The organism is Pseudomonas sp., assembly GCF_046581935.1.
In the GTDB taxonomy this organism is placed as follows: domain Bacteria; phylum Pseudomonadota; class Gammaproteobacteria; order Pseudomonadales; family Pseudomonadaceae; genus Aquipseudomonas.
The window spans coordinates 39883-60283 of the sequence record NZ_JAYGFK010000025.1 but is presented as its reverse complement, the minus strand read 5'-3'; the positions used below and the strand labels follow the sequence as shown (position 1 = coordinate 60283).

Below are 20401 nucleotides of genomic sequence, written 5' to 3'. Positions count from 1 at the left end.
ATAGCCGCTGCGAAGCGTTCGCAGCGGCTAAAAACACTGAAATATGCGAGATACTGATCGTTTTTTGGTCAGTTGCCGTTTTAAAAATCAGCAAGGGCTGAAGTCGACCGGAAATACAGGGCTACTTCAGAGCATCCCTAGGGGCTTCAGCATATTTGACGCTGGCGAGGCTTAGGGATTGAGCTTGGTTCGTAGGGAGGTGTCTGTTTCGACATTAACGCTCGCTCAATTCAAGCAGTGTTTCAGGCATAACTTAGCTACTCGAACTAGCCCCTGAATCTATTTCATGGAGATCGCCATGCTTAGCCCCGATCGTAATACCTTCCCACTTCGCCGCCTTGCATTGCTAGTGGCCCATGCCTCGCTTTTGTTTGGTGCTACGTCTGCATTTGCCGCTGGCATTTGCAGCACCTCTGGCAATGTCGCTGTGCTGACATGCGGGTCTAGTGATACCGAGATTCAGATGCAGGGAGACACTGGTACCTCGTCGCTGACTGTTACCGATACAACGGCTAGCTCAGTCGCTGTGATTAGCAAGCCGTCTGCCGGCGGCCCGTTTGTACAGAACCTGACCATCACCGGTGCCACGGTACTGAATCGAAATAATTACCCAGCCGTGTACATGTTCTCCGAGCAGCCCGGCTGGGACGCCAACCTGCGGATTGACCCCGGTGTAACAATCACCTCGGCAGGTCCGTTCGGGGCTGTCTGGCTCCGCTCTGAGAGCAAGGACCCTAACACCAGCAATACCATTACGGTCGACAGCGCCGCGACCGTAATGGCCACGGGTGCAGATACCTATGGGATCACCGCCACTTCCAACAATGGCGCGGTTTCGTTGATTAACCGCGGTACGGTGACATCAACCCAAGCTCGTGGGCTGTACGCCGATGGCGGCAGCGATAGTAGTGCGCCGGTAATCGTCAGCATTACCAATTTGGGCACGGTGAATTCCTACCAAGCCGGTGCACGAGCAATCGACTGGCTCGGTACTGCGATGATCGACAACCGTGGCAGTGTCCGCGCAAGCACCTTTCAGGGGCTGATTACCTGGTCGGCTAATGGCGGCTCAGAAATTAATAACAGCGGTAGCGTGGTTGCCGAGCACTACAATGCAGTGGTCGCCGCAGGCACTGGCGGCAATGTGATTGTGAACAACAGCGGCAGTATTACTGCCAGTCGCAATTTGAGCCTGGCGGACGTCGCGCATTACTACGGCATTAGCGCTGATACCGACGGCAGTGGCACGGTGAGCGTGACCAATAGTGCTGGTGGCACTATCAGCGCCGCTTACGATGCTGGCATATATGCAGCCAGCTCGTTGGGCGCGATCAGTATTGCCAACATTGGGCGTATCGATGCGCAAACTGGCCTATTCGCCGAGTCGAGCGGCGGTCAGGTGAGCCTGGTCAACAGCGGCTCAATGACTACCAGCAGCGTGGGTATTCGCGTGGATGCGGCAAGCGGTGGCAGTGTTATCAACAGTGGCACTATCGCCAGTGCCGCTACTGCCTTCCAGGTGGCCGACGGTGTCGCTGTTGATGTCGAAAACCGTAGCGGGGCCTTGGCGATTGGCGGCCTGCAACTGGGTAGCCTCGCCAACTTCAACAATGCGGGCGACCTCGTGCTCAAGCAAGGCGCTAGCTTGGCTACCTACGCCAGTACCGGTTCGGCAATCTCGAGCCGCATTGGCGGGAACTTCGTGCAGTCCTCGAATGGCTCGCTAAACATCGCCGCCGACAGTTCTGCCAGTTACAGCAGCCTAGCGGTCGGCGGTACGGCCAGTCTGGGCGGTACCCTTAATGTTGACCTCAAATCGACCTACGCAGGCGGCGATCTGACCGATGTGGTCAGCGCGGCAGGTGGTGTCACCAACAGCGGCCTACGCGTTTCCGATAACTCACTGCGCTACGCCTTCGCCACATTGTTCCGTGCCAACGGTGTAGATCTGGTCGCCCAGGACACAGGTATGACGACCATTCGCGCCGCTGTATCCCCGCAATCGCCGGGCGCACTCGGCGCTGCTTCGATTTTGGATGACCTGCTCGCCAATGGCACCAGCTCCGTTGAGTTCAACCAAGCCTTGCAAGGCATTCTCGATAGCAATAGCGCGAGCGAAGTCACCGGTAAGGTGCAGCAGACCCTGCCACTGTTGACCGGCAATTCGATGAACCTAGCTAACAACACCCTTGGTAGCGTCAACTCGGTGATCCAGTCGCGCGTTGATGTGACCCGTGGCCTGTCCTCGGGCGACACTTTCTTCGGTGACCGCCATCTCTGGATGAAGCCCTTTGCTACCCGCTCGCGCCAAGACAACCGTGACGGTGTTGTTGGCTACAGCGCCGATACCAACGGTTTTGTGATTGGTGCAGACGGCAGTGTGGCTGTGGATACTGACCTGGGGTTGGCGCTTGCTTATGCCAAGACTGATGTGTCGAGCAACTCTGCCGGTCCGAAGCAGAGTGCAGACATCGATACCTACCAGTTCATCCTCTATGGCCGCCATGCGCTGGATGCCGATACTGATCTGCTGTTCCAGCTTGATGCGGGGCAGTTGCGTAATGACGGCAAGCGCCAAATTGACCTTGTCGGCCTGAGCGCAGAGTCGAGCTACGACAGTAAGACCGCTCACGCGGGTATCGGTCTGGACCGTCGTTTTCAACTGAGCGAGCACACCACCTTTAAGCCGTCGCTGCGTCTCGACTACACCTGGGTCGAGGATGAGGCTTACCGTGAAAAAGGCGCAGGCGATCTCAATCTGCAGGTCAAGTCGCGCAGTACCGACGCGCTGGTGTTGGGTTTGGACGGCCTGCTCAGTCATGCCCTTACCGATCAGCTCAGCGTCACCGGCAATCTTGGTGCTGGCTACGATTTCTACAATCGCGACGCTAGCATCACCGCTGCTTATGCGGGTGCCCCACAGGCCGCTTTCGTTACCGAAGGCAGTAACCAATCGGCCTGGTCGCAGCATGCAGGTGCCGGCCTGATCTACACCTCCGCTAATGGCACCGAGATCACCGGGCGTTACGACGCCCAGCATCGCGAAGGCTTCCTCAGCCAAACTGCCTCGGTGCAATTGCGTTGGATGTTCTGATACTCGGAGCATGAGTCGCCTTCCCGCACAGCTAATGAATTGGCAGTGCGGGAAGTCAGGCTTTTGACAGCATTGCCGTTGGTCGTTGGCAGAGGCGTGCTTAGCTGCTGGCCGGGGCTTGCCGTAATACTTGCAGGTTGATGCTGGCTTTATAGGCTGCCTTTGGCCAGGCCTATTGCCGCATTGAGCGCCGCTCTTGCTTGCGGGCTGTTTTTCCAGCAGGTGCTGTGCAGCATTGCGGCGACCATTTCGGCGAGGTCCTCGGCGCGGTAGGTGGCCAGTTGCGCCAATGAATCAATGCCGATTTCTTCAAGGCGCTTGATGACGGTTGGGCCAACGCCTTTGAGGGACAGTAGGGCGAGTTTTTCTGCTTCGGTAAATGCCATGCTGAGACGTCCTGTCTTGGGGGTAGGGCTACTGTGCGACTTTTACAGTGGGTCAACGTTGGCAACCAGTGCTAGCAAATCGGTCACGCCGACATCCTGGCCAGCCTGAAACAGCAGGGTGCTGGCTTGGCCGCGATGGTGGGTTTGATGGTTGAAGAAATGCAGCATCAGGCTGGCATATGGGCGCTGCGCCGGCACACCCTGCATATTGCTGTAGGCCAGCACCTGCGCCAGATCTTGCTCGGTCAACGCCGCCACCCAGTCGCTGATATGCCCATCCAGCCGGCTGCGCAAGGAATGCAGCGGCGCGAGCGTTTCGAACAGCAATTGATCGAGCGCCACAGGCTGCTGTAGGTCACTGATTGCCTGGCGCAGTTCATGGCACGCTGGGTGTCCGGCAAAGCGCTTGAGCCAGACGATATCGGCCACTGCAATATGGTTGAGTGTGCCGAGGATGGAGGTGAAGAACGCTCCACGGTCCTCATTCAGTGCCTGTGGCGAAAGCTGGCCGGCCGCTGCATAGAGCTTGTCGTTCATCCATGCGTTATAGCGGGCCAGTAACTGGTAGTGGGCAAGTTGGGACATGGCACTTAACTCGGCAATTAAGGTTCAGTCAGGCATCGAATACCGGGCGGAAGAAGGTGCGCTCGTAGCTAACCACACATTGCGTCTCTTGCGCATACTGGAAGGCTGCCAGGCACTCGGCGTCAGCGAAAGACTTGAGGCGATACTGCTCGTACTCTGCCAGGCTGGGGAAGCTGAACATCGCCAGGCCGATATTGTTGGCGCCTTCCGACGGCAGAAAGTAACCGTGATGGATGCCGCCAAACTTCGCCACCAAGGCAATCCACAGTTTGCCGTAATGCTCGAATTCCTTGAGTTTGCGCGGGTCGAGCACATAGCGGATATGACAGGTGATCATGCTGGCCTCTCTAATAGTCTTGGCTGGCTAATTCAGGCCGCTCACGGGTTCAACGGTGAGTGAGCTGAGTGAGTATTTCTTTTACTACGGGCACAACAGATAGAACCAGCAGTGCGGCCATGCTGTAGTTGAACCACTTGCGATTCTGCTCGCTAGTCAGCAGGTTTTTAAGCATTGAGCCGAACAGCAGCCAAACCCCAACGCAGGGAAACGACACGACAAAAAAGGTCAGGGCGATTGTCAGGTTCTGCGTGTAAAAACTTGCGCCAATGGTTGTGAAGGCTGCAATTGCACCTGTGGCGACTACCCAAGCCTTCGCATTTACCCACTGAAACAAGGCTCCTTTCATAAAGCTCAGGGGCTTGGCTTGGTGCTCTGCAGTAACCGCACCCGCCGATCTGGCAATTAACCAGGCCAGATAGAGTAAATACAGCGTGCCAACGCACTTGATGATGAAGTGTAAGCTGGGGAATAGGTCAAATAGCTGGGCGAAGCCCAGGCCAACAAGCAACAGCATGATGGTAAAACCAACACATATTCCCGCCAGTAGCGGCAGGCTTCGTTTGATGCCGAAATTCAGGCCGGATGTCATCACCATAATGTTGTTTGGCCCAGGTGTTACTGAGGACGAAACAGCGAAGAGAATGACGGCGAGTAAATATTCCATGTGACTGTCCATAGCGCTGTGTTTCAGCAGATTTAGGGTCTGCTGAGGTGTTAATCAAGTTTTGCTTTTTCGATCATTGAGCGGTAACGCGGGGCTTGCCCGCCCTGGTACGCGAGCGGGTGGCTTAGGCTATGGGCGTGGTTATACAAACCAAAATTCGACCTCGTCGGTCTCTACTTCAAATGACGCCGCGTGCTCTACATGTGCTGGTACGTGATACCACTCGCCGACGCCCACTCGGATGGTTTGGTTGTTCATGGTCAGGAGCAATTCGCCGCGCGTAATCACACCATGGTTATCGGTTTCATGGCTGTGCGGCGGGATGGATGTTCCTGCAGGGTATGACGCAAATAGCACGGTACTGTCTTTTGCCTCAAGTTTGTAGGCATCGAAGCGGCCATCAAATAGGGGTAGTTGTTTAATTCTATTTGGGTACTTGCCTGGCATTTTATTTCTCTTCCTTGTAATGCATCACGGATTGTCAAATTGTGAAGACTGCTCTTATTTATTGCGGGCTTATCTGGCTATTTGTTCTAGGCACGTTTCGACGCCATTTATTGTGAAAGTAAAATCGTCATGCCCTTGTGAGGCACAGTAAATAAGCCGGCCGTTGCTCTGGCGATTAGGCGCTGGCGCTGGCTTTATATACTGTGAGCGCCTGCAGGCGTTCGCGATTTAACGCCTCGCCCAGTTCGGCACCCTTAAACCCTTGAGCGAGCAAAGGTTGCACGGCTACCGCCCGCGCTGCGTGCATTGCGGCGCGCAGGTAATCGGCTTGCGGGTAGGCGCGTTGTTCCAGACCGAGGCGGCCACGGGCGTCCATTTCGCACGCTGCGATAAACTCCTCGAAGCGTTGTGGGCGGCGGAATACGTCGAAGCCTTGCAGCAGTTTGAGCAAGGTCGAGGCCTTCAGCTCTAGCGCGCGATGGCCGTGGGTGTGGAACTCGCCGACCTGCAGGGCGAGTTCCTGGCAATCCTTGGGAACTTTGCAGCGCTGGTTGATCGCGCGGATCAGCTTTAACCCTTTGTGCTCGTGGGCGATGTGCCGGGGCCATTCGGCTTCGGGTGTCAGGCCTTTGCCGACATCGTGCAGCAGGCAGGCCCAGCGCACCGTCAGCGGTTGCTGATGTTCGGCGCATTGGCGCAGCACGCTAAGCACATGCACGCCTGTGTCAATTTCTGGGTGATGGGCGGCTGGTTGTGGGATGCCGAACAGCATATCGACTTCTGGCAGCAGCACCTGCAATGCGCCACAGTCGCGCAAGACTTGGATAAACACATCCGGGCGCGGCTCCATAAGCGCGCGGGAGATTTCCTTCCAGCTGCGCTCGGGCGTCAAGGCGCTGAGTTCACCCGACTCGCTAAGCTCGCGCATTAGCGCCATGGTTTCGGCGGCGACCGTAAAACCCAGGGGCGCATAGCGCGCGGCAAAGCGTGCGACCCGCAGCACGCGCAACGGATCTTCGGCGAAGGCCGGGGAGACATGACGTAGCAACCTGGCGTCGAGGTCGCGCTGGCCGTCATAGGGGTCTATCAGGTTGCCTTGGTCATCTTCGGCTATGGCGTTGACGGTCAGGTCGCGGCGGACCAGGTCTTCTTCCAGGGTCACGTCCGGGCTGGCGAAGAAGGTGAAGCCGCCGTAGCCATGGCCGCTTTTTCGTTCGGTGCGGGCCAGGGCGTATTCCTCGCCGGTTTTGGGGTGCAGGAACACGGGGAAGTCCGCCCCCACCGGACGGTAGCCCAGTTTGAGCATCTGCTCGGCACTGGCACCGACCACCACCCAGTCGATCTCGCTGACTGTGCGGCCTAACAGGCGATCGCGTACTGCGCCGCCTACTTTGTAAATCTGCATCATGGTTCCTCCGCTAAGTGCGGAGGATAGCGGCTGGCCGCTGACGATGGGTAGCCTGGATGTGTTTTCAGTGGGTCCCCGGATTACATGCGTCCGGGCTAGGGGCTGTTAGGGCGCTGCTTGGGGGATCTGTTGCAGTAGCGCTTGGGTCGCGCGTTCGAGCAATTCAGCGCTGTCCTTGGCGGGGCTCAGGCCAGTGTTGATCAGGCCTTCCCAGAGGGGCTGCTGTGTTGGGGTAGTCAGGCGAATGCGCAGGGTGCCGGTCTCATCGCGCAGGCGATGCATCGCTTGATAAGGGCCAAGCGGTGTTGGCGGTGCGCTATCAACCTTGATATCCAGCGGACTGTCCTGCATCGCCAGTGAGTAATGCACCTGAATCTCTGCCTGTGGGTTGGCCTGATAGCCGCGCGCACTCAAACCTTCGCGCAGTAATTGTGCAAGCTGCGCATTACGCTCGATAAACGCTGCGTCGTCTTGCTCGGGCTGTTCGGCGGCAACCAGGGCAAAGGTGTGTTTGCCGGCTAAATCAACGCTGGCTGGGGTCAGGATCTGGGCACGAGGCAAATTGCTGCTGCAAGTGGCCATCGCTAGGCACAGCAGTAGAACGGCAAATAGGCGCATAAGCAGACTCCTCGTGGGTCTGCTGTTCATGCTGGTGCTCGGCATAGGCGTGCACAACCGATCAAATGGGTGGAATCATCAGGTCGAGGCGCGGGTAGTCGCCGTCATGGCTAGCATCACTTTTCGGTGGAACATGCTGGGTGCCGATCAACTGATCACCTTGGTACATATCCAGGTGGATATTGAAGCCCCACAAGCGGTGCAGGTGTTTCAGTACTTCTTCTGTCGAGCTGCCCAGCGGTTTACGGTCGTGTTGTTGGTGGCGCAGGGTCAATGAGCGGTCACCACGGCGGTCGATACTCCAGATTTGTACGTTGGGTTCGCGGTTGCCCAGGTTGTATTGCGCGGCCAGGGTTTCACGAATCTGCTGGTAGCCGGGCTCGTCGTGAATCGCCGGGACGTACAGTTCGTCTTTCTGGTCATCATCGAGAATGCTGAACAGCTTGAGGTCGCGAATTACCTTGGGTGACAGGTACTGCAGGATGAAGCTCTCGTCCTTGAAGCTGGTCATGGCGAACTTCAAGGTGCTTAGCCAATCGCTGCCGGCAATCTCCGGGAACCAGCGGCGGTCTTCGTCGGTTGGCTCTTCGCAGATGCGGCGGATGTCGCGATACATGGCGAACCCGAGGGCGTAGGGATTGATGCCGCTGTAGTAGGGGCTGTCGAACGGCGGTTGGTAGACCACGCTGGTGTGCGACTGCAGGAACTCCATCATGAAGCCTTCGGTCACCAGGCCTTCGTCGTACAGATCGTTCATCAGGGTGTAGTGCCAGAAGGTGGCCCAGCCTTCGTTCATCACCTGGGTTTGGCGCTGCGGGTAGAAGTACTGGGCGATCTTGCGCACGATGCGGATGATCTCGCGCTGCCAGGGCTCCAGCAGCGGCGCGTGTTTTTCGAGGAAGTAGAGAATGTTTTCCTGCGGTTCGGCGGGGAAGCGTTTGTTGTCCGTGTCGCCGCCCTTGCTGGCGCTTTTCGGAATGGTGCGCCAGAGGTCGTTGATCTGTTTCTGCAGGTGTTCTTCGCGGTCCTTCATGCGCCGCCGTTCTTCCTCGGCGGAAATCGGGTAGGGACGCTTGTAGCGGTCGACGCCGTAGTTCATCAGGGCGTGGCAGGAGTCGAGCAGGTCCTCCACTGCGTCGATACCGTGGCGTTCCTCGCATTGCATGATGTACTGCTTGGCGAACACCAGGTAGTCGATGATCGAGCTGGCATCGGTCCAGGTGCGGAACAGGTAGTTACCCTTGAAGAAGCTGTTGTGGCCGTAGCACGCGTGGGCAATTACCAAGGCCTGCATGCAGATGGTGTTCTCTTCCATCAGGTAGGCGATGCACGGATCGGAGTTGATCACGATCTCGTAGGCCAGGCCCATCTGCCCGCGCTTGTAGCCTTTTTCGGTGCTGAGGAAGTGTTTGCCATAGGACCAGTGGTGGTAGCCCAACGGCATGCCGACCGAGGCATAGGCATCCATCATCTGCTCGGCGGTGATCACCTCGATTTGATTGGGGTAAGTGTCCAGTGCGTAGCGTTCGGCGATACGACTGATCTCGCGGTCATAGCTGCGGATCAGCTCAAAGGTCCACTCTGAGCCAGTAGAGATCGGCTGACGCCGTTTATCTTGGGCATTGGTCATGTGGTAAGCCTCCGCTGGAACAGGTCGCGGAATACCGGGTAGATATCCCCGGCAGAAATCAGTTGCTGCTGAGCGAAGGTGTCGGCGAATGCCTCACTCACTTGCTCATACTCAAACCACAGCGCCTGGTGCTCGCGCGGGGTGATCTCGACGTAGGTGAAGTACTGCACAAACGGCATGATCTTATTGATCAACAGATCCCGGCACACGGGTGAGTCGTCATTCCAGTTGTCGCCATCCGAGGCCTGTGCCGCATAGATATTCCATTCGTTGATCGGGTAGCGCTCGGTCATGACCTCGTGCATCAATTTGAGCGCGCTGGAAACGATGGTGCCGCCGGTTTCCCGTGAATAGAAGAACTCCTCTTCGTCGACCTCTTTGGCGCTGGTGTGGTGGCGGATAAACACCACTTCGATCTTGTCGTAGTTCCGCTTGAGGAACAGGTAAAGCAGGATAAAGAAGCGCTTGGCGATGTCCTTGGTCGACTGGGTCATCGAACCGGACACGTCCATCAGGCAGAACATGACGGCTTTGGAGCTGGGGTTGGGTTGTTTGACCAGCAGGTTGTACTTGAGGTCGAAGGTGTCGAGGAAGGGCACGCGCCTGATCCGATCACGCAGTTTGCTGATGTCCTCTTCAAGGGCCTGAATATCACCGAAGTTGTCGGGTTGCTCTTGCTTTAGACGCTCAAGCGCGGCCTCCGCCGCTTTGAGCTTGTTACGGCTGCTGCCGGAAAGGGCGATGCGCCGAGCGTGTGCCGAACGCAATGTGCGGACGATATTGATCCGCGATGGATTGCCTTCGTTGCTGATCCCCGCGCGCACGCTCTTGAAGGTATCGCTGCCGGTCAGGTGGCGTTTGATCAGGTTGGGCAGCTCCAGGTCCTCGAACATAAAGTCGAGGAATTCTTCCTGGGTGATTTGGAAGACGAACTCGTCGATGCCTTCGCCGGCGTTGCTCGCTTTGCCGGCACCTTGGCCGCCGCCACCACCTTGTGGACGGGCAATTTTCTCGCCAGTGGTGAATTCTCTATTGCCAGGGTGCACGGTGGTCTGGCGGCCGCCGCGGCCGTGGTGCAGCACCGGTTCGTCAATGTCGCGGCCGGGGATGCTGATTTGTTCACCGTGCTCCATATCGGTAATGGAGCGGCGGCTGACCGCCTCTTCCACGGCCTTCTTGATGTGGTCACGGTAACGCCGCAAAAAGCGCTGGCGGTTCACCGTGCTCTTGTTTTTGCCGTTCAGGCGTCGGTCGATCACATGGCTCATAACTGCCCTCCGTGCACTGCATACATCAGGCGCAAACATTGGCAGAGCACACTGGCGTGCTCTGCACCGCTATGTAGCCTGTTGCATCAGGCCGCTTTATTGCGATTTACGAACACGCAGGTACCACTCGGACAGCAGGCGAACCTGTTTGTCGGTGTAGCCGCGCTCGACCATGCGAGTGACGAAGTCGTTGTGTTTTTGTTGATCCTCCTTGCTCGCCTTGGCGTTGAAGCTGATGACCGGTAGCAGGTCTTCGGTGTTGGAGAACATTTTCTTCTCGATCACCACGCGCAGCTTTTCGTAACTGAGCCAGGTTGGGTTCTTGCCGTTGTTGTTGGCGCGGGCGCGCAGCACGAAGTTGACGATCTCGTTGCGGAAATCCTTCGGATTGCTGATGCCAGCGGGTTTTTCGATTTTCTCCAGTTCTTCGTTTAGCGCCACGCGGTTGAGTATTTCGCCGGTTTCCGGGTCACGGTATTCCTGGTCCTGAATCCAGAAGTCGGCGTACAGCACATAGCGGTCGAAGATGTTCTGCCCATACTCGCTGTAGGACTCGAGATAGGCGGTCTGGATTTCCTTGCCGATAAATTCGATATAGCGCGGGGCCAGGTACTCCTTGATAAAGCGCAGGTAGCGTTCGCGCACTTCGGCGGGGAACTGTTCTTGCTCGATCTGTTGCTCCAGCACGTAGAGCAGGTGAACAGGGTTGGCGGCCACCTCATGGGGGTCGAAGTTGAACACCTTGGAGAGAATCTTGAAAGCAAAGCGGGTCGACAGGCCGTTCATCCCTTCATCCACGCCGGCGGTGTCACGGTACTCCTGAATCGACTTGGCTTTTGGGTCGGTGTCTTTGAGGTTCTCGCCGTCATACACGCGCATTTTCGAGTAAACGTTGGAGTTTTCAGGTTCTTTCAGGCGGCTCAGTGTGGTGAATTGCGCGAGCATTTTCAGGGTGTCCGGCGCGCAATGGGCTTTGGCCAGGGAGCTGTTGAACAGTAACTTGTCGTAGATTTTGATCTCGTCGGTGACGCGCAGGCAGTAGGGTACCTTGACGATGTAGATGCGGTCGATGAACGCCTCGTTGTTCTTGTTGTTGCGGAAGCTGTGCCACTCTGATTCATTGGAGTGGGCCAGCAGGATGCCGCTGTAGGGGATCGCGCCAAGGCCCTCAGTACTGTTGTAGTTACCTTCCTGGGTGGCGGTCAGCAGTGGGTGCAGCACCTTGATCGGTGCCTTGAACATTTCAACGAATTCCATCAACCCCTGGTTGGCCCGGCACAGTGCGCCCGAGTAGCTGTAGGCGTCGGCATCGTTCTGCGGGTATTCCTCAAGCTTGCGGATGTCCACCTTGCCGACCAGGGCGGAGATGTCCTGATTATTCTCATCACCGGGTTCGGTTTTGGCCACGGCTATCTGGTTGAGAATCGAGGGGTAAAGTTTGACCACCCGAAACTGGCTGATATCACCGCCGAATTCCTGTAGGCGCTTGGTCGCCCAGGGCGACATGATGCTGCCCAGGTAGCGCCGTGGGATGCCGTAATCTTCTTCCAGAATGGCGCCGTCTTCAGCGTCGCTGAACAGGCCGAGTGGCGATTCAAATACGGGCGAACCTTTGATGGCGTAGAACGGCACTTTCTCGATCAGGTGCTTGAGTTTTTCCGCCAGGGACGATTTGCCGCCGCCCACTGGGCCGAGCAGGTAGAGAATCTGTTTCTTCTCTTCCAGGCCCTGAGCAGCATGGCGGAAGTAGGAGACGATCTGGTCGATGCACTCTTCCATGCCGTGGAAGTCGGCAAAGGCTGGATAGCGGCGGATCACCTTGTTGGAAAAGATACGCGACAGTCTCGGGTCAGTTGAGGTGTCGAGCAGTTCCGGCTCGCCAATGGCCAGTAGCAGGCGTTCAGCTGCTGAGGCATAGGCTCCGCGGTCCTGCTTGCACAGCTCGAGGTACTCCTGGAGGGAGAGTTCCTCCTGGCGAGTCGCTTCGAAACGTTGTTGGAAGTGGCTGAAAATGCTCATGACTTCACCTCGCTCGATGCGCAGAGCCGGTGCGGGGTCGGTCAGGTGCCAGGTAGCTCCGGTGCGGATGCAGCCGGGATAAAACCCCCAGATCACCTAATAGTCATACCGATGGCCCGATGCCGTTTGGCCGGCTCTACCTTGTTTTGGATGGCCTGCGCTAAAGGATAGTTCGGAATCAGTGGTGTTAGGGGGACTGTAACGGCAACAGAGTATTACCGTTGGTCGGGAGTTGCCGGCAGGCCGCTGCTGGCGCGGCCTGAACGCTGAAAAAAATTATTCGGCTGGAGCTTGTGCGGTGTCATCGGGAAAGGTGGCACGCCATAGCTCGAAACCACCATCGAGGCTGTAGACATCACTGAAACCCTGGCCGACTAGGTAGGCCGCCGCGCTCTGGCTGGAGTTGCCGTGATAGCAGGCCACGATCAGCGGTGCATCAAGATCAGCTTGGCTGATAAAGCTGTGCAGTGAATGGTTGTCGAGGTGCTGCGAGCCGCTGATATGTCCGGCAGCAAAACTTTGCGGATCGCGGATATCGACGACAACTGCACCCTGTTGGCGTAAGGCCTGGGCTTGCTCGGGTGGGATGCGTTTGAATTCGCTCATGCTTGCTCCTTACAGTCGCAGCTGTATTTCTCGCCGCTATCGATGTTCATCAGGGTCATGCTCGCCCCCCATACACAGCCGGTATCCAGGGCCACCACGTTGGGCTCCTGGCATTGACCTTCAAGCGCTGCCCAGTGGCCGAAGATGATGCGTTGCTCACGGGCTTTGCGCTGTTTGTAGCTAAACCAGGGGGCGTAGCCCGCTGGTGCGCTGCCTACGCCTTCCTTGCTTTTCAGGTCGAGGGTGCCGTCGGCTTTGCAGAAGCGCATGCGGGTGAAGTAATTGGTGATCACCCGCAGGCGGGTCACGCCTTGCAGGTCGCCGTGCCACTTGGCCGGTTCGTTGCCATACATGCCGTCGAGAAACAACGGCAAACGTGCATCGTCGCGCAGGGCTTCTTCAACTTCGGCGGCACGTTTGAGCGCCTTGCTTATATTCCACTGCGGCGGAATGCCGGCATGCACCAGGGCCGTTTTGCGGGCGTCGTCGTAGTGCAGCAGTTTTTGCCGGCGCAGCCAATCAAGCAAGTCGGCTGCATCCGGCGCGTCGATAATCTCGCGCAAGGTGTCGCCTTTTTTCAAGCGTTCAATATTGTGCGCCACGGCCAAAAGATGCAGGTCGTGATTGCCCAGCACGCAAGTTAGCGCATCGCGCATGCCATAGAGAAAACGCAGCGTTGCCAGGGACTCAGGGCCGCGATTGACCAAGTCGCCAACCAGCCATAGTTTGTCCTGTGCAGGGTCAAAGGCCACACGCTCAAGCAGGCACTGTAGCGGTTTCAGGCAACCTTGCAGGTCGCCGACGGCGTAGGTGGCCATTAGTGCAGCGAGCCCGGCACCGCAAGGCGGAAGGGCGCGATGATGGCGTCAAAGCGTTTGCCGTCTTCGGCGAGCATTTGGTAACTGCCCTGCATGATGCCGACGCGAGTGGCCATCACCGTACCGCTGCTGTAGGTATGGCTTGCGCCTGCCTCAATCAGTGGCTGCTGGCCGATTACACCGGCGCCGCGTACTTCCTGCACGCGGCCGTCGCCATCGGTAATCACCCAATGGCGTGAGAGCAACTTGGCCGGCAGTTCGCCGTTATTACTGACGGTTACCGTATAGGCAAAGGCGAAGCGGCTTTGCTCCGGCTGCGATTGCTCCGGCAGGTAGCGGGTAACGACGCTGACGTCGATGTTGTAGCGCGAATCGCTCATGCGTAATTAACTCGTTAGACGGAAAGCCAGTCTAGTCGCTGTCAGTCGGGGTGGGTTGCTCAGCCAGTTTGTCCGCCAGGCGGACAAACGCTGCCAGGTCCAGCTGCTCGGGGCGCAGGCTGCCATCTACGCCCGCGGCTTCGATGGCGTCGGCTGGCAGCAACGCCTTGAGGGTATTACGCAAGGTCTTGCGGCGCTGGTTGAAGGCTTCGCGCACCACACGCTCAAGTAAGTGGTGGTCCTTGGCCGGATGCGGCAGAACTTCGTGTGGCACCAGACGGACGATGGCCGAGTCGACCTTGGGCGGCGGGTTGAACGCGCCGGGGCCGACATTGAACAGATGCTCTACACGGCAGTGGTACTGCACCATGATCGACAGCCGCCCCCAATCACCACCGCCAGGCGTGGCCGCCAGACGTTCGACCACTTCCTTTTGCAGCATAAAGTGCATGTCGCGGATCAGTGCGGCGTTATCCAGCAGATGGAATATCAGCGGTGTGGAGATGTTGTACGGCAGGTTGCCGACCACGCGCAGGCTGTGCGGCGCGGCCTGCAGTTGGTTGAAATCGAACTTCAGCGCGTCGCCTTGATTCAGGCGAAAACGCGGGTTGTTGCCGAACTGGTGTTGCAGGATCGGGATCAGGTCGCGGTCGAGCTCAATCACGTCGAGCTGTGCACCGCTGTTCAGCAGGCCTTCGGTGAGAGCCCCTTGGCCCGGGCCGATTTCCAGCATGTGCTCGCCTTCGCGGGCATGGATCGCACGCAAAATGCGATGAATGACCCCTGCGTCATGCAGGAAGTTTTGGCCGAAGCGCTTGCGCGCGCGGTGTTGGTATTCGGACATGCAGCGGCTCCAGGCTTTAAACCAAGGGCTTAAAGCGTATTTAACGCGTGTAGAAAGCCCAGCAGTTTAACAGCATTGGCGGCTTGCGCTCTGTGCTGGGCGCGGCTGTCAGTGGCTTGTTGTCTGGCTGTCGGCCATTTCGTAAGCGGTACGCAGGGCAACCTGCAGGCTGCCGCTGTCAATCTTGCCGCTCCCCGCTAGGTCCAGGGCCGTGCCGTGGTCGACTGAGGTGCGGATGATGGGCAGGCCCAAGGTGATGTTCACTGCCGCGCCAAAGCCTTTGTACTTGAGTACTGGTAGACCTTGGTCGTGGTACATGGCGAGCACCGCATCGCACTGTTCAAGATGCTTGGGGGTGAACAGTGTGTCGGCCGGCAACGGGCCAATCAAGTTGATACCTTCGCTGCGCAGTTGTTGCAGTGTGGGCTCGATGATCTCGATTTCTTCACGGCCCAGATGGCCCCCTTCGCCCGCGTGAGGGTTGAGGCCGCAGACCAGGATGCGTGGTTGGGCGATGCCGAATTTCGTGCGTAGATCGTGATCGAGGATGCGCGTGACCCGGCTTAGGCGTTCCGGGGTAATGGCTGCGGCAACATCCTTGAGTGGCAGGTGCGTAGTCACTAGCGCTACACGCAGGCCATGGGTCGCTAGCATCATCACCACTTGCTCGGTATGTGTCAGCTCGGCAAGAAATTCGGTATGGCCGGAGAAGGTGATCCCTGCTTGGTTGATCACACCCTTGTGTACGGGCGCGGTAATCATCCCGGCGAAATCGCCATTAAGACAGCCTGTGCCCGCGCGCGCGAGGGTCTCCAGTACGTAGCGCGCGTTGTTTTCGTCCAATACGCCGGGCTTTACCGGCGCGCCCAGTAAGGTGTTCCATACATACAGGCTGCCTGCGGGGGCGGCTTGGCTTGGCCAGTCTTTGGGATCGACTGCTATCAGCTTAATGTCCAGCCCGAGCAGTTGTGCCCGCTCAGCCAGCAAGTCGCGGTTGGCGATGGCCACAAGCACATGCGGTTGTGCTTCGTGGGCCAGTAACAGGCACAAGTCCGGGCCTATGCCGGCGGGTTCGCCTGGAGTCAGGGCAAAGCGACGAAGGGCAGTCATCAAGGTGCTCTCGGTTAGGCGCCAACTGGATTGGTGCGCAGTTAAGGGTATTTAGGTCGCTGTGCTGTGGCATAAAAAAGCCCAGCTCTGCGTGTGCATGAGCCGGGCTGTTTATTACTGAGTTAGCGCTTCTAACGCTATCAGAGCTTGATCTCGACGTAGGCCTCGTCGCGGATCTGGCGCAGCCAGGCTTGCAGCTCTTCATCATATTTGCGGTTGCGCAATACGGTTCTTGCTTGCTGTTCGCGGTACTCAGCGCTGCTGTCTGTGGCGCGGCGGCCCATGACTTCAAGCACGTGCCAGCCATAAGGGCTTTTGAAGGGTTTGGACAGTTGGCCCGCTGGCGTACTGTTCATGACTTCGCGGAACTCGGGCACCAATACGTTCGGGTCAATCCAGCTCAGGGTGCCGCCGTTAAGCGCTGAACCTGGGTCTTCCGAGTAGCTCTTGGCCAGTTCTGCGAAGTCTTCACCCGCCAGGATGCGCTGGTAGAGACGCTCAATCAGGCGCTTGGTCTCGGCTTCAGTGCGGATTTCGCTGGGCTTGATCAGGATATGGCGAACGTTGACTTCATCGCGCACCTGAGTGCCGCCGCCACGCTTCTCCAGCAACTTGATCATGATAAAACCGCCCGGCGTGCGTATCGGCTCCGTTACTTGGCCGACCGATAGGTCGCCGAGCATCTTGTCGAACGGTGGTGGCAGTTGTCCGGCTTTACGCCAGCCCATTTCGCCGCCTTCCAGTGCAGTTTCGCTGGCCGAACGGGCAATAGCCAGTTGAGCAAAGTCGGCACCTTTTTGCAGTTGTTGATACAGGTCCTGCGCTTGGCGGTCGGCAGCCTGGATATCTTCTGGTGAGGCAGCTTCGCTCACTGGGATAAGGATGTTGGCTAGGCGAAACTCTTCCGAGAGCTGCATCTTGCCGAGGTCCGAGGCGAGGAAGTTCTGCACTTCCTGATCGGTCACCTGAATGCGCTCTGCCACACGGCGTTGGCGCACGCGGCTGATGATCATCTCGCGGCGTACTTGGTCACGTGCATCGGTATAAGACAGGCCATCTTTCGCCAACGCCGCGCGAAATTGCTCGATGCTCATACCGTTACGCTGAGCAATAGTGCCGATGGCCTGGTTCAGTTCTTCATCGGTAATCCGGATGCCGGAGCGATCACCGATCTGCAGCTGAATGTTCTCGATGATCAACCGTTCCAGCACTTGCTGGCTGAGTACGTGCTCTGGCGGCAATGCTGCGCCGCGCTGAGTGATGGTCTGCTGTACTTCACGCAGGCGTGAATCAAGCTGGCTTTGCATAACAACATCGTTATCAACAATTGCCACGACACGGTTGAGTGGTCGTACTTCAGCATGCGCCACAGTACCCAGAAACAGCGCGCCCAACAGCAGGGGGCGCACGCAATCAGAAAGCTTGATCTTCACGTTCACGATAACCTTGAATGCCTTGGTCGAGGAAAGTCTCAACTTTATTACCAACTACACCACCCAGACCTTTGAGCACGATCTGCAGGAAAATACCGCGGTCAGCCTGGTCGTTACGCGAGGGGCTCAAACTGACTTCGTTATAGTCAATCCAGTAACGGTTGATCAGGCGCAGCTTCCAGCAGCAACTGTCGTACTCGAAACCGGCAAAGGCTTCCAAGGTGCGATCTTGGCTGTAGTCATACTGCCAGCGGGAGATTACGTTCCACTGCGGCACGATCGGCCAGATAATCGAGAAGTCGTGCTGGCTGATCTTGTAGTAGTCCTTGATGTATTCAGGTGTTCCCGGGGTGCCGTAGTCACCGCCGCCTACTACCCAGTTACCACTGGCCTCGTCGTAGCGCACAGTGTCATTGCGGTAGCGATAACCGGCGTTGACCACCTTGTTCGGGTTGTCTTCTGGTTGGTAATGGAACATCGCGCTACCAGAGCGGGTGCTGCCGCTATCTGGGTCCCAGTTGAAGTCGGACGAGAAGCGCCAGTCGCGGTTAAAACGGTAGAGGTACTCCAGCGCATAAGGTGAAACTGTTGCGGTGGCTTCACTGCGCGTACGATAGTCAATGCCCGGCATTTGCACTTTGCGGTCTGCAAAATAGATTGCCTGGCCAATGCTGAAGCGTTGCCGCTCAAAGCCATTCGGCTCAATCCAGCGGTTGGTTACGCCCAGCGAGAGCTTATTTTCATCGCCGATACGATCCTTACCGGAGAAGCGATTCTCGCGCCACAGTGAGGAGTAACTGAAGCGACTTTCGCCAGTATCAAAGACCGGAATATCAGTCTGATCTTCCTCCGGTACATAGAGGTAGAACAGGCGCGGCTCAAGCGTTTGCCGGTAGGACTTGCCGAACCATTGCGTGTCTCGGTCGAAGTACAGGCCGCTGTCCAGACTGAACATGCCAATGCCGCGGCTTTGGCTGCTTTTGTATTCCTGCTCTGCCAGCAGTGTGTTCTTGCCTTGCTGGTCCAAACTCAGGTTGTAGTTGGTTTGCAGGTACTTGACCTTGGGCGTGATGTAGCCCCAGCTCCATTCCAGTGGCAGGCTTACCGCAGGCTCGACATGCAGGCGCTCGCCATTAGCGCGGGCTAAACCTTTTAGGCGAACGTCGTACCAGTCTTCTAGGTTACCGTCTTCGTCTGAGTATTGGCCGTTGCGTAGGCTGCGATCAAAGCGCACAAATTCCGCGCCATAGGTAAAGTTAAAACCGGCGGGTTCAGCGGGCAGCTTGCCATCGAGCGTTAGCTGAGGCAGACGGTTATAAGGCGTAATGTCGGTAATGTTGGCCATTTCATAGGCGTGCACATTCAACTTGGCGGTATAGCTCTCGCCGCGGTAGGTCAGGGTGCCGCGTTGGTCAACATAGCTGGTGGTGCTAATGCCCAGGTCGGTGTTCAGATCTTGGAAGTAGTACGGGTCGCTGATATCGGTGTAATCAACTTCTGCCAGCAGGCGCTCATCAAGGCCCTGCTTGTGCTGCCAGCTGTACATCCAGCGCTGATCTTGGTATTCCGACTGCAGTTTGCGGTCGTCATTACTGTCTTGCAGGAATGCTGCGCCTACCTGGCCTTCGCTGCTTTTGGTGAGGTAGCGGAATTCGCCTTCCATCAGCAAGCCGCGATCACTCATGTAGGTAGGGTACAGCGTGGCATCGTAGTTCGGTGCCAAGTTGAAGTAGTAAGGCGTTTGCAATGTCAGGCCATTACTGCCTGAGCTGCCAATGCTCGGCGGCAGGAAACCGGACTGGCGACGATCATCAATCGGGAAATAAATATAAGGTGTGTAGAACACCGGAATATTCTTCACCCGCAAGGTCACGTTGGTTGCCGTACCGAAACCCGTTGCAGGGTTCAGGGTGATGTTATTGCCTTTCAGGTGCCAGGCGTTGCTGCCGGGTTCGCAACTGGTATAGGTGCCGTCTTTCAGGCGGATGATCGCGCTTTCTTCACGCTTGGCGTAGAGCGCGTTACCGCGGACATGGCTCTTGTGCAGCACATACTCAGCGTTGTCGACCTTGGCTTCACCGTTGTCCAGTTGCAGTTCGGCGCGGTCACCGACAACCAGCATGCCTTGGTCACGCAGACGCACATTGCCGATCAGCTCGCCGCGGTTTTCCGCCTGGCGCAGGTTGGCCTCATCGGCCTCAACCTGCATGCCGGCCTGACGCAGCACCACATCACCGGCCAGCGTAGCGACTTGTTCTTCCTGCTGATAGCGCGAAGCTTTAGCTGAGAGGAACATCGGCGCATCGCTCATCGGCGTCTTGTCGTTCATGCCTGGTCGAATAGGCTCAACGTACGCGCCTGCGCAGTAGGGGCCGGCTTCAGCCAGTTGAGCCGCCGTGAGGTTCTCACGAGGGACCCAGTCGAGGTGGCTGTAGTCAGCGCTGCGCGATGTCAGACCCTTGCCACGGCTTTCCGTAACCAGGGTTGCTTGCGCAGCTTTGCCCTGGCCGGACTCAGCGCTGCTTTCGCCGGCCTTGCTGCTGGCAAGCGAATCACGTTGTGCTGGTCGGGCTGGCAGTGCAGCATTGCTGGTTTTCGGGGCGCATGCCCAGCCGCCGGTGGCGGAAACCTGGCAATCGTACTGCTCAGCTGCGATAGCAAAAGGAACGGCTAAAGGTTGTAGCGCCAGAAGGCTGCCAGTGACCAGTAGAGGGAATTTTTTACGAAACGCGGGGTATTTTACTGCCATCT

18 protein-coding genes are annotated in these 20401 nt (G+C 57.5%); 1 reads left to right on the top strand and 17 read right to left on the bottom strand.

Annotated features, from left to right (window positions below; translation table 11 throughout):
* Positions 1-463 precede the first annotated feature (463 nt).
* A complete protein-coding gene (locus VCA57_RS21130) occupies positions 464-3094 on the top strand; it encodes an autotransporter domain-containing protein (protein WP_411187313.1) in 2631 nt (876 codons plus the stop codon).
* Positions 3095-3243: 149 nt separating this feature from the next.
* Here the strand turns inward: VCA57_RS21130 and VCA57_RS21125 are convergent, their stop codons facing one another.
* The 17 genes from VCA57_RS21125 to VCA57_RS21045 form a co-directional block, all read right to left on the bottom strand.
* A complete protein-coding gene (locus VCA57_RS21125; RefSeq protein WP_411187311.1) occupies positions 3244-3480 on the bottom strand; it encodes a helix-hairpin-helix domain-containing protein in 237 nt (78 codons plus the stop codon).
* Between the two features lie 42 nt (positions 3481-3522).
* Complete coding sequence (locus tag VCA57_RS21120) at positions 3523-4065, bottom strand: DinB family protein (RefSeq protein WP_411187309.1); 543 nt, start codon at positions 4063-4065, stop codon at positions 3523-3525.
* Between the two features lie 28 nt (positions 4066-4093).
* Positions 4094-4402 carry an NIPSNAP family protein gene (locus VCA57_RS21115; RefSeq protein WP_411187307.1) on the bottom strand — a complete coding sequence of 103 codons (309 nt, stop codon included), beginning with the start codon at positions 4400-4402 and terminating at the stop codon, positions 4094-4096.
* 49 nt (positions 4403-4451) lie between these two features.
* A complete protein-coding gene (locus tag VCA57_RS21110; protein WP_411187305.1) occupies positions 4452-5069 on the bottom strand; it encodes a LysE family translocator in 618 nt (205 codons plus the stop codon).
* 141 nt (positions 5070-5210) lie between these two features.
* Positions 5211-5516 carry a cupin domain-containing protein gene (locus VCA57_RS21105; RefSeq protein ID WP_411187303.1) on the bottom strand — a complete coding sequence of 102 codons (306 nt, stop codon included), beginning with the start codon at positions 5514-5516 and terminating at the stop codon, positions 5211-5213.
* A 175-nt stretch (positions 5517-5691) separates the two neighbouring features.
* Positions 5692-6921 (bottom strand): multifunctional CCA addition/repair protein, encoded by a 1230-nt coding sequence (locus VCA57_RS21100; RefSeq protein ID WP_411187317.1) that lies wholly within the window; start codon positions 6919-6921, stop codon positions 5692-5694.
* A 108-nt stretch (positions 6922-7029) separates the two neighbouring features.
* On the bottom strand, positions 7030-7542 hold the full coding sequence (locus VCA57_RS21095) for a DUF4136 domain-containing protein (RefSeq protein ID WP_411187301.1): 513 nt from the start codon (positions 7540-7542) through the stop codon (positions 7030-7032).
* Between the two features lie 61 nt (positions 7543-7603).
* A complete protein-coding gene (locus VCA57_RS21090) occupies positions 7604-9172 on the bottom strand; it encodes a SpoVR family protein (protein WP_411187299.1) in 1569 nt (522 codons plus the stop codon).
* Positions 9169-10440 carry a YeaH/YhbH family protein gene (locus VCA57_RS21085; protein ID WP_411187297.1) on the bottom strand — a complete coding sequence of 424 codons (1272 nt, stop codon included), beginning with the start codon at positions 10438-10440 and terminating at the stop codon, positions 9169-9171. Before VCA57_RS21085 ends, VCA57_RS21090 begins: the two co-directional genes overlap by 4 nt.
* A gap of 96 nt (positions 10441-10536) precedes the next feature.
* Positions 10537-12459, bottom strand: a complete 1923-nt coding sequence (locus tag VCA57_RS21080) for a PrkA family serine protein kinase (protein ID WP_411187315.1) — start codon at positions 12457-12459, stop codon at positions 10537-10539.
* A gap of 276 nt (positions 12460-12735) precedes the next feature.
* Entirely contained in the window at positions 12736-13065 is a 330-nt protein-coding gene (glpE, locus tag VCA57_RS21075; protein ID WP_411187295.1) for a thiosulfate sulfurtransferase GlpE, read from the bottom strand.
* The gene (locus tag VCA57_RS21070; RefSeq protein WP_411187293.1) at positions 13062-13883 is read right to left on the bottom strand and encodes a symmetrical bis(5'-nucleosyl)-tetraphosphatase; all 822 of its coding nucleotides are present in this window, start codon (positions 13881-13883) and stop codon (positions 13062-13064) included. The genes glpE and VCA57_RS21070 overlap by 4 nt, the downstream gene beginning before the upstream one ends.
* Positions 13883-14263 (bottom strand): Co2+/Mg2+ efflux protein ApaG, encoded by a 381-nt coding sequence (apaG, locus tag VCA57_RS21065; RefSeq protein ID WP_411187291.1) that lies wholly within the window; start codon positions 14261-14263, stop codon positions 13883-13885. The genes VCA57_RS21070 and apaG overlap by 1 nt, the downstream gene beginning before the upstream one ends.
* A gap of 31 nt (positions 14264-14294) precedes the next feature.
* Positions 14295-15107 carry a 16S rRNA (adenine(1518)-N(6)/adenine(1519)-N(6))-dimethyltransferase RsmA gene (gene rsmA, locus VCA57_RS21060; RefSeq protein WP_411187289.1) on the bottom strand — a complete coding sequence of 271 codons (813 nt, stop codon included), beginning with the start codon at positions 15105-15107 and terminating at the stop codon, positions 14295-14297.
* 108 nt (positions 15108-15215) lie between these two features.
* A complete protein-coding gene (gene pdxA / locus VCA57_RS21055) occupies positions 15216-16217 on the bottom strand; it encodes a 4-hydroxythreonine-4-phosphate dehydrogenase PdxA (RefSeq protein ID WP_411187287.1) in 1002 nt (333 codons plus the stop codon).
* A gap of 140 nt (positions 16218-16357) precedes the next feature.
* Positions 16358-17650 (bottom strand): peptidylprolyl isomerase, encoded by a 1293-nt coding sequence (locus VCA57_RS21050; protein WP_411187285.1) that lies wholly within the window; start codon positions 17648-17650, stop codon positions 16358-16360.
* Entirely contained in the window at positions 17631-20399 is a 2769-nt protein-coding gene (locus tag VCA57_RS21045) for an LPS-assembly protein LptD (protein WP_411187283.1), read from the bottom strand. Before VCA57_RS21045 ends, VCA57_RS21050 begins: the two co-directional genes overlap by 20 nt.
* Positions 20400-20401: the final 2 nt, after the last annotated feature.

Coding starts and splice junctions, on each gene's coding strand:
- VCA57_RS21085 (WP_411187297.1), bottom strand. CDS start 10,440: ATGAGCCATGTGATCGACCGACGCCTGAACGGCAAAAACAAGAGCACG.
- glpE (WP_411187295.1), bottom strand. CDS start 13,065: ATGAGCGAATTCAAACGCATCCCACCCGAGCAAGCCCAGGCCTTACGC.
- VCA57_RS21070 (WP_411187293.1), bottom strand. CDS start 13,883: ATGGCCACCTACGCCGTCGGCGACCTGCAAGGTTGCCTGAAACCGCTA.
- VCA57_RS21110 (WP_411187305.1), bottom strand. CDS start 5,069: ATGGAATATTTACTCGCCGTCATTCTCTTCGCTGTTTCGTCCTCAGTA.
- VCA57_RS21120 (WP_411187309.1), bottom strand. CDS start 4,065: ATGTCCCAACTTGCCCACTACCAGTTACTGGCCCGCTATAACGCATGG.
- apaG (WP_411187291.1), bottom strand. CDS start 14,263: ATGAGCGATTCGCGCTACAACATCGACGTCAGCGTCGTTACCCGCTAC.
- VCA57_RS21100 (WP_411187317.1), bottom strand. CDS start 6,921: ATGCAGATTTACAAAGTAGGCGGCGCAGTACGCGATCGCCTGTTAGGC.
- VCA57_RS21080 (WP_411187315.1), bottom strand. CDS start 12,459: ATGAGCATTTTCAGCCACTTCCAACAACGTTTCGAAGCGACTCGCCAG.
- pdxA (WP_411187287.1), bottom strand. CDS start 16,217: ATGACTGCCCTTCGTCGCTTTGCCCTGACTCCAGGCGAACCCGCCGGC.
- rsmA (WP_411187289.1), bottom strand. CDS start 15,107: ATGTCCGAATACCAACACCGCGCGCGCAAGCGCTTCGGCCAAAACTTC.
- VCA57_RS21045 (WP_411187283.1), bottom strand. CDS start 20,399: ATGGCAGTAAAATACCCCGCGTTTCGTAAAAAATTCCCTCTACTGGTC.
- VCA57_RS21115 (WP_411187307.1), bottom strand. CDS start 4,402: ATGATCACCTGTCATATCCGCTATGTGCTCGACCCGCGCAAACTCAAG.
- VCA57_RS21105 (WP_411187303.1), bottom strand. CDS start 5,516: ATGCCAGGCAAGTACCCAAATAGAATTAAACAACTACCCCTATTTGAT.
- VCA57_RS21130 (WP_411187313.1), top strand. CDS start 464: ATGCAGGGAGACACTGGTACCTCGTCGCTGACTGTTACCGATACAACG.
- VCA57_RS21095 (WP_411187301.1), bottom strand. CDS start 7,542: ATGCGCCTATTTGCCGTTCTACTGCTGTGCCTAGCGATGGCCACTTGC.
- VCA57_RS21125 (WP_411187311.1), bottom strand. CDS start 3,480: ATGGCATTTACCGAAGCAGAAAAACTCGCCCTACTGTCCCTCAAAGGC.
- VCA57_RS21090 (WP_411187299.1), bottom strand. CDS start 9,172: ATGACCAATGCCCAAGATAAACGGCGTCAGCCGATCTCTACTGGCTCA.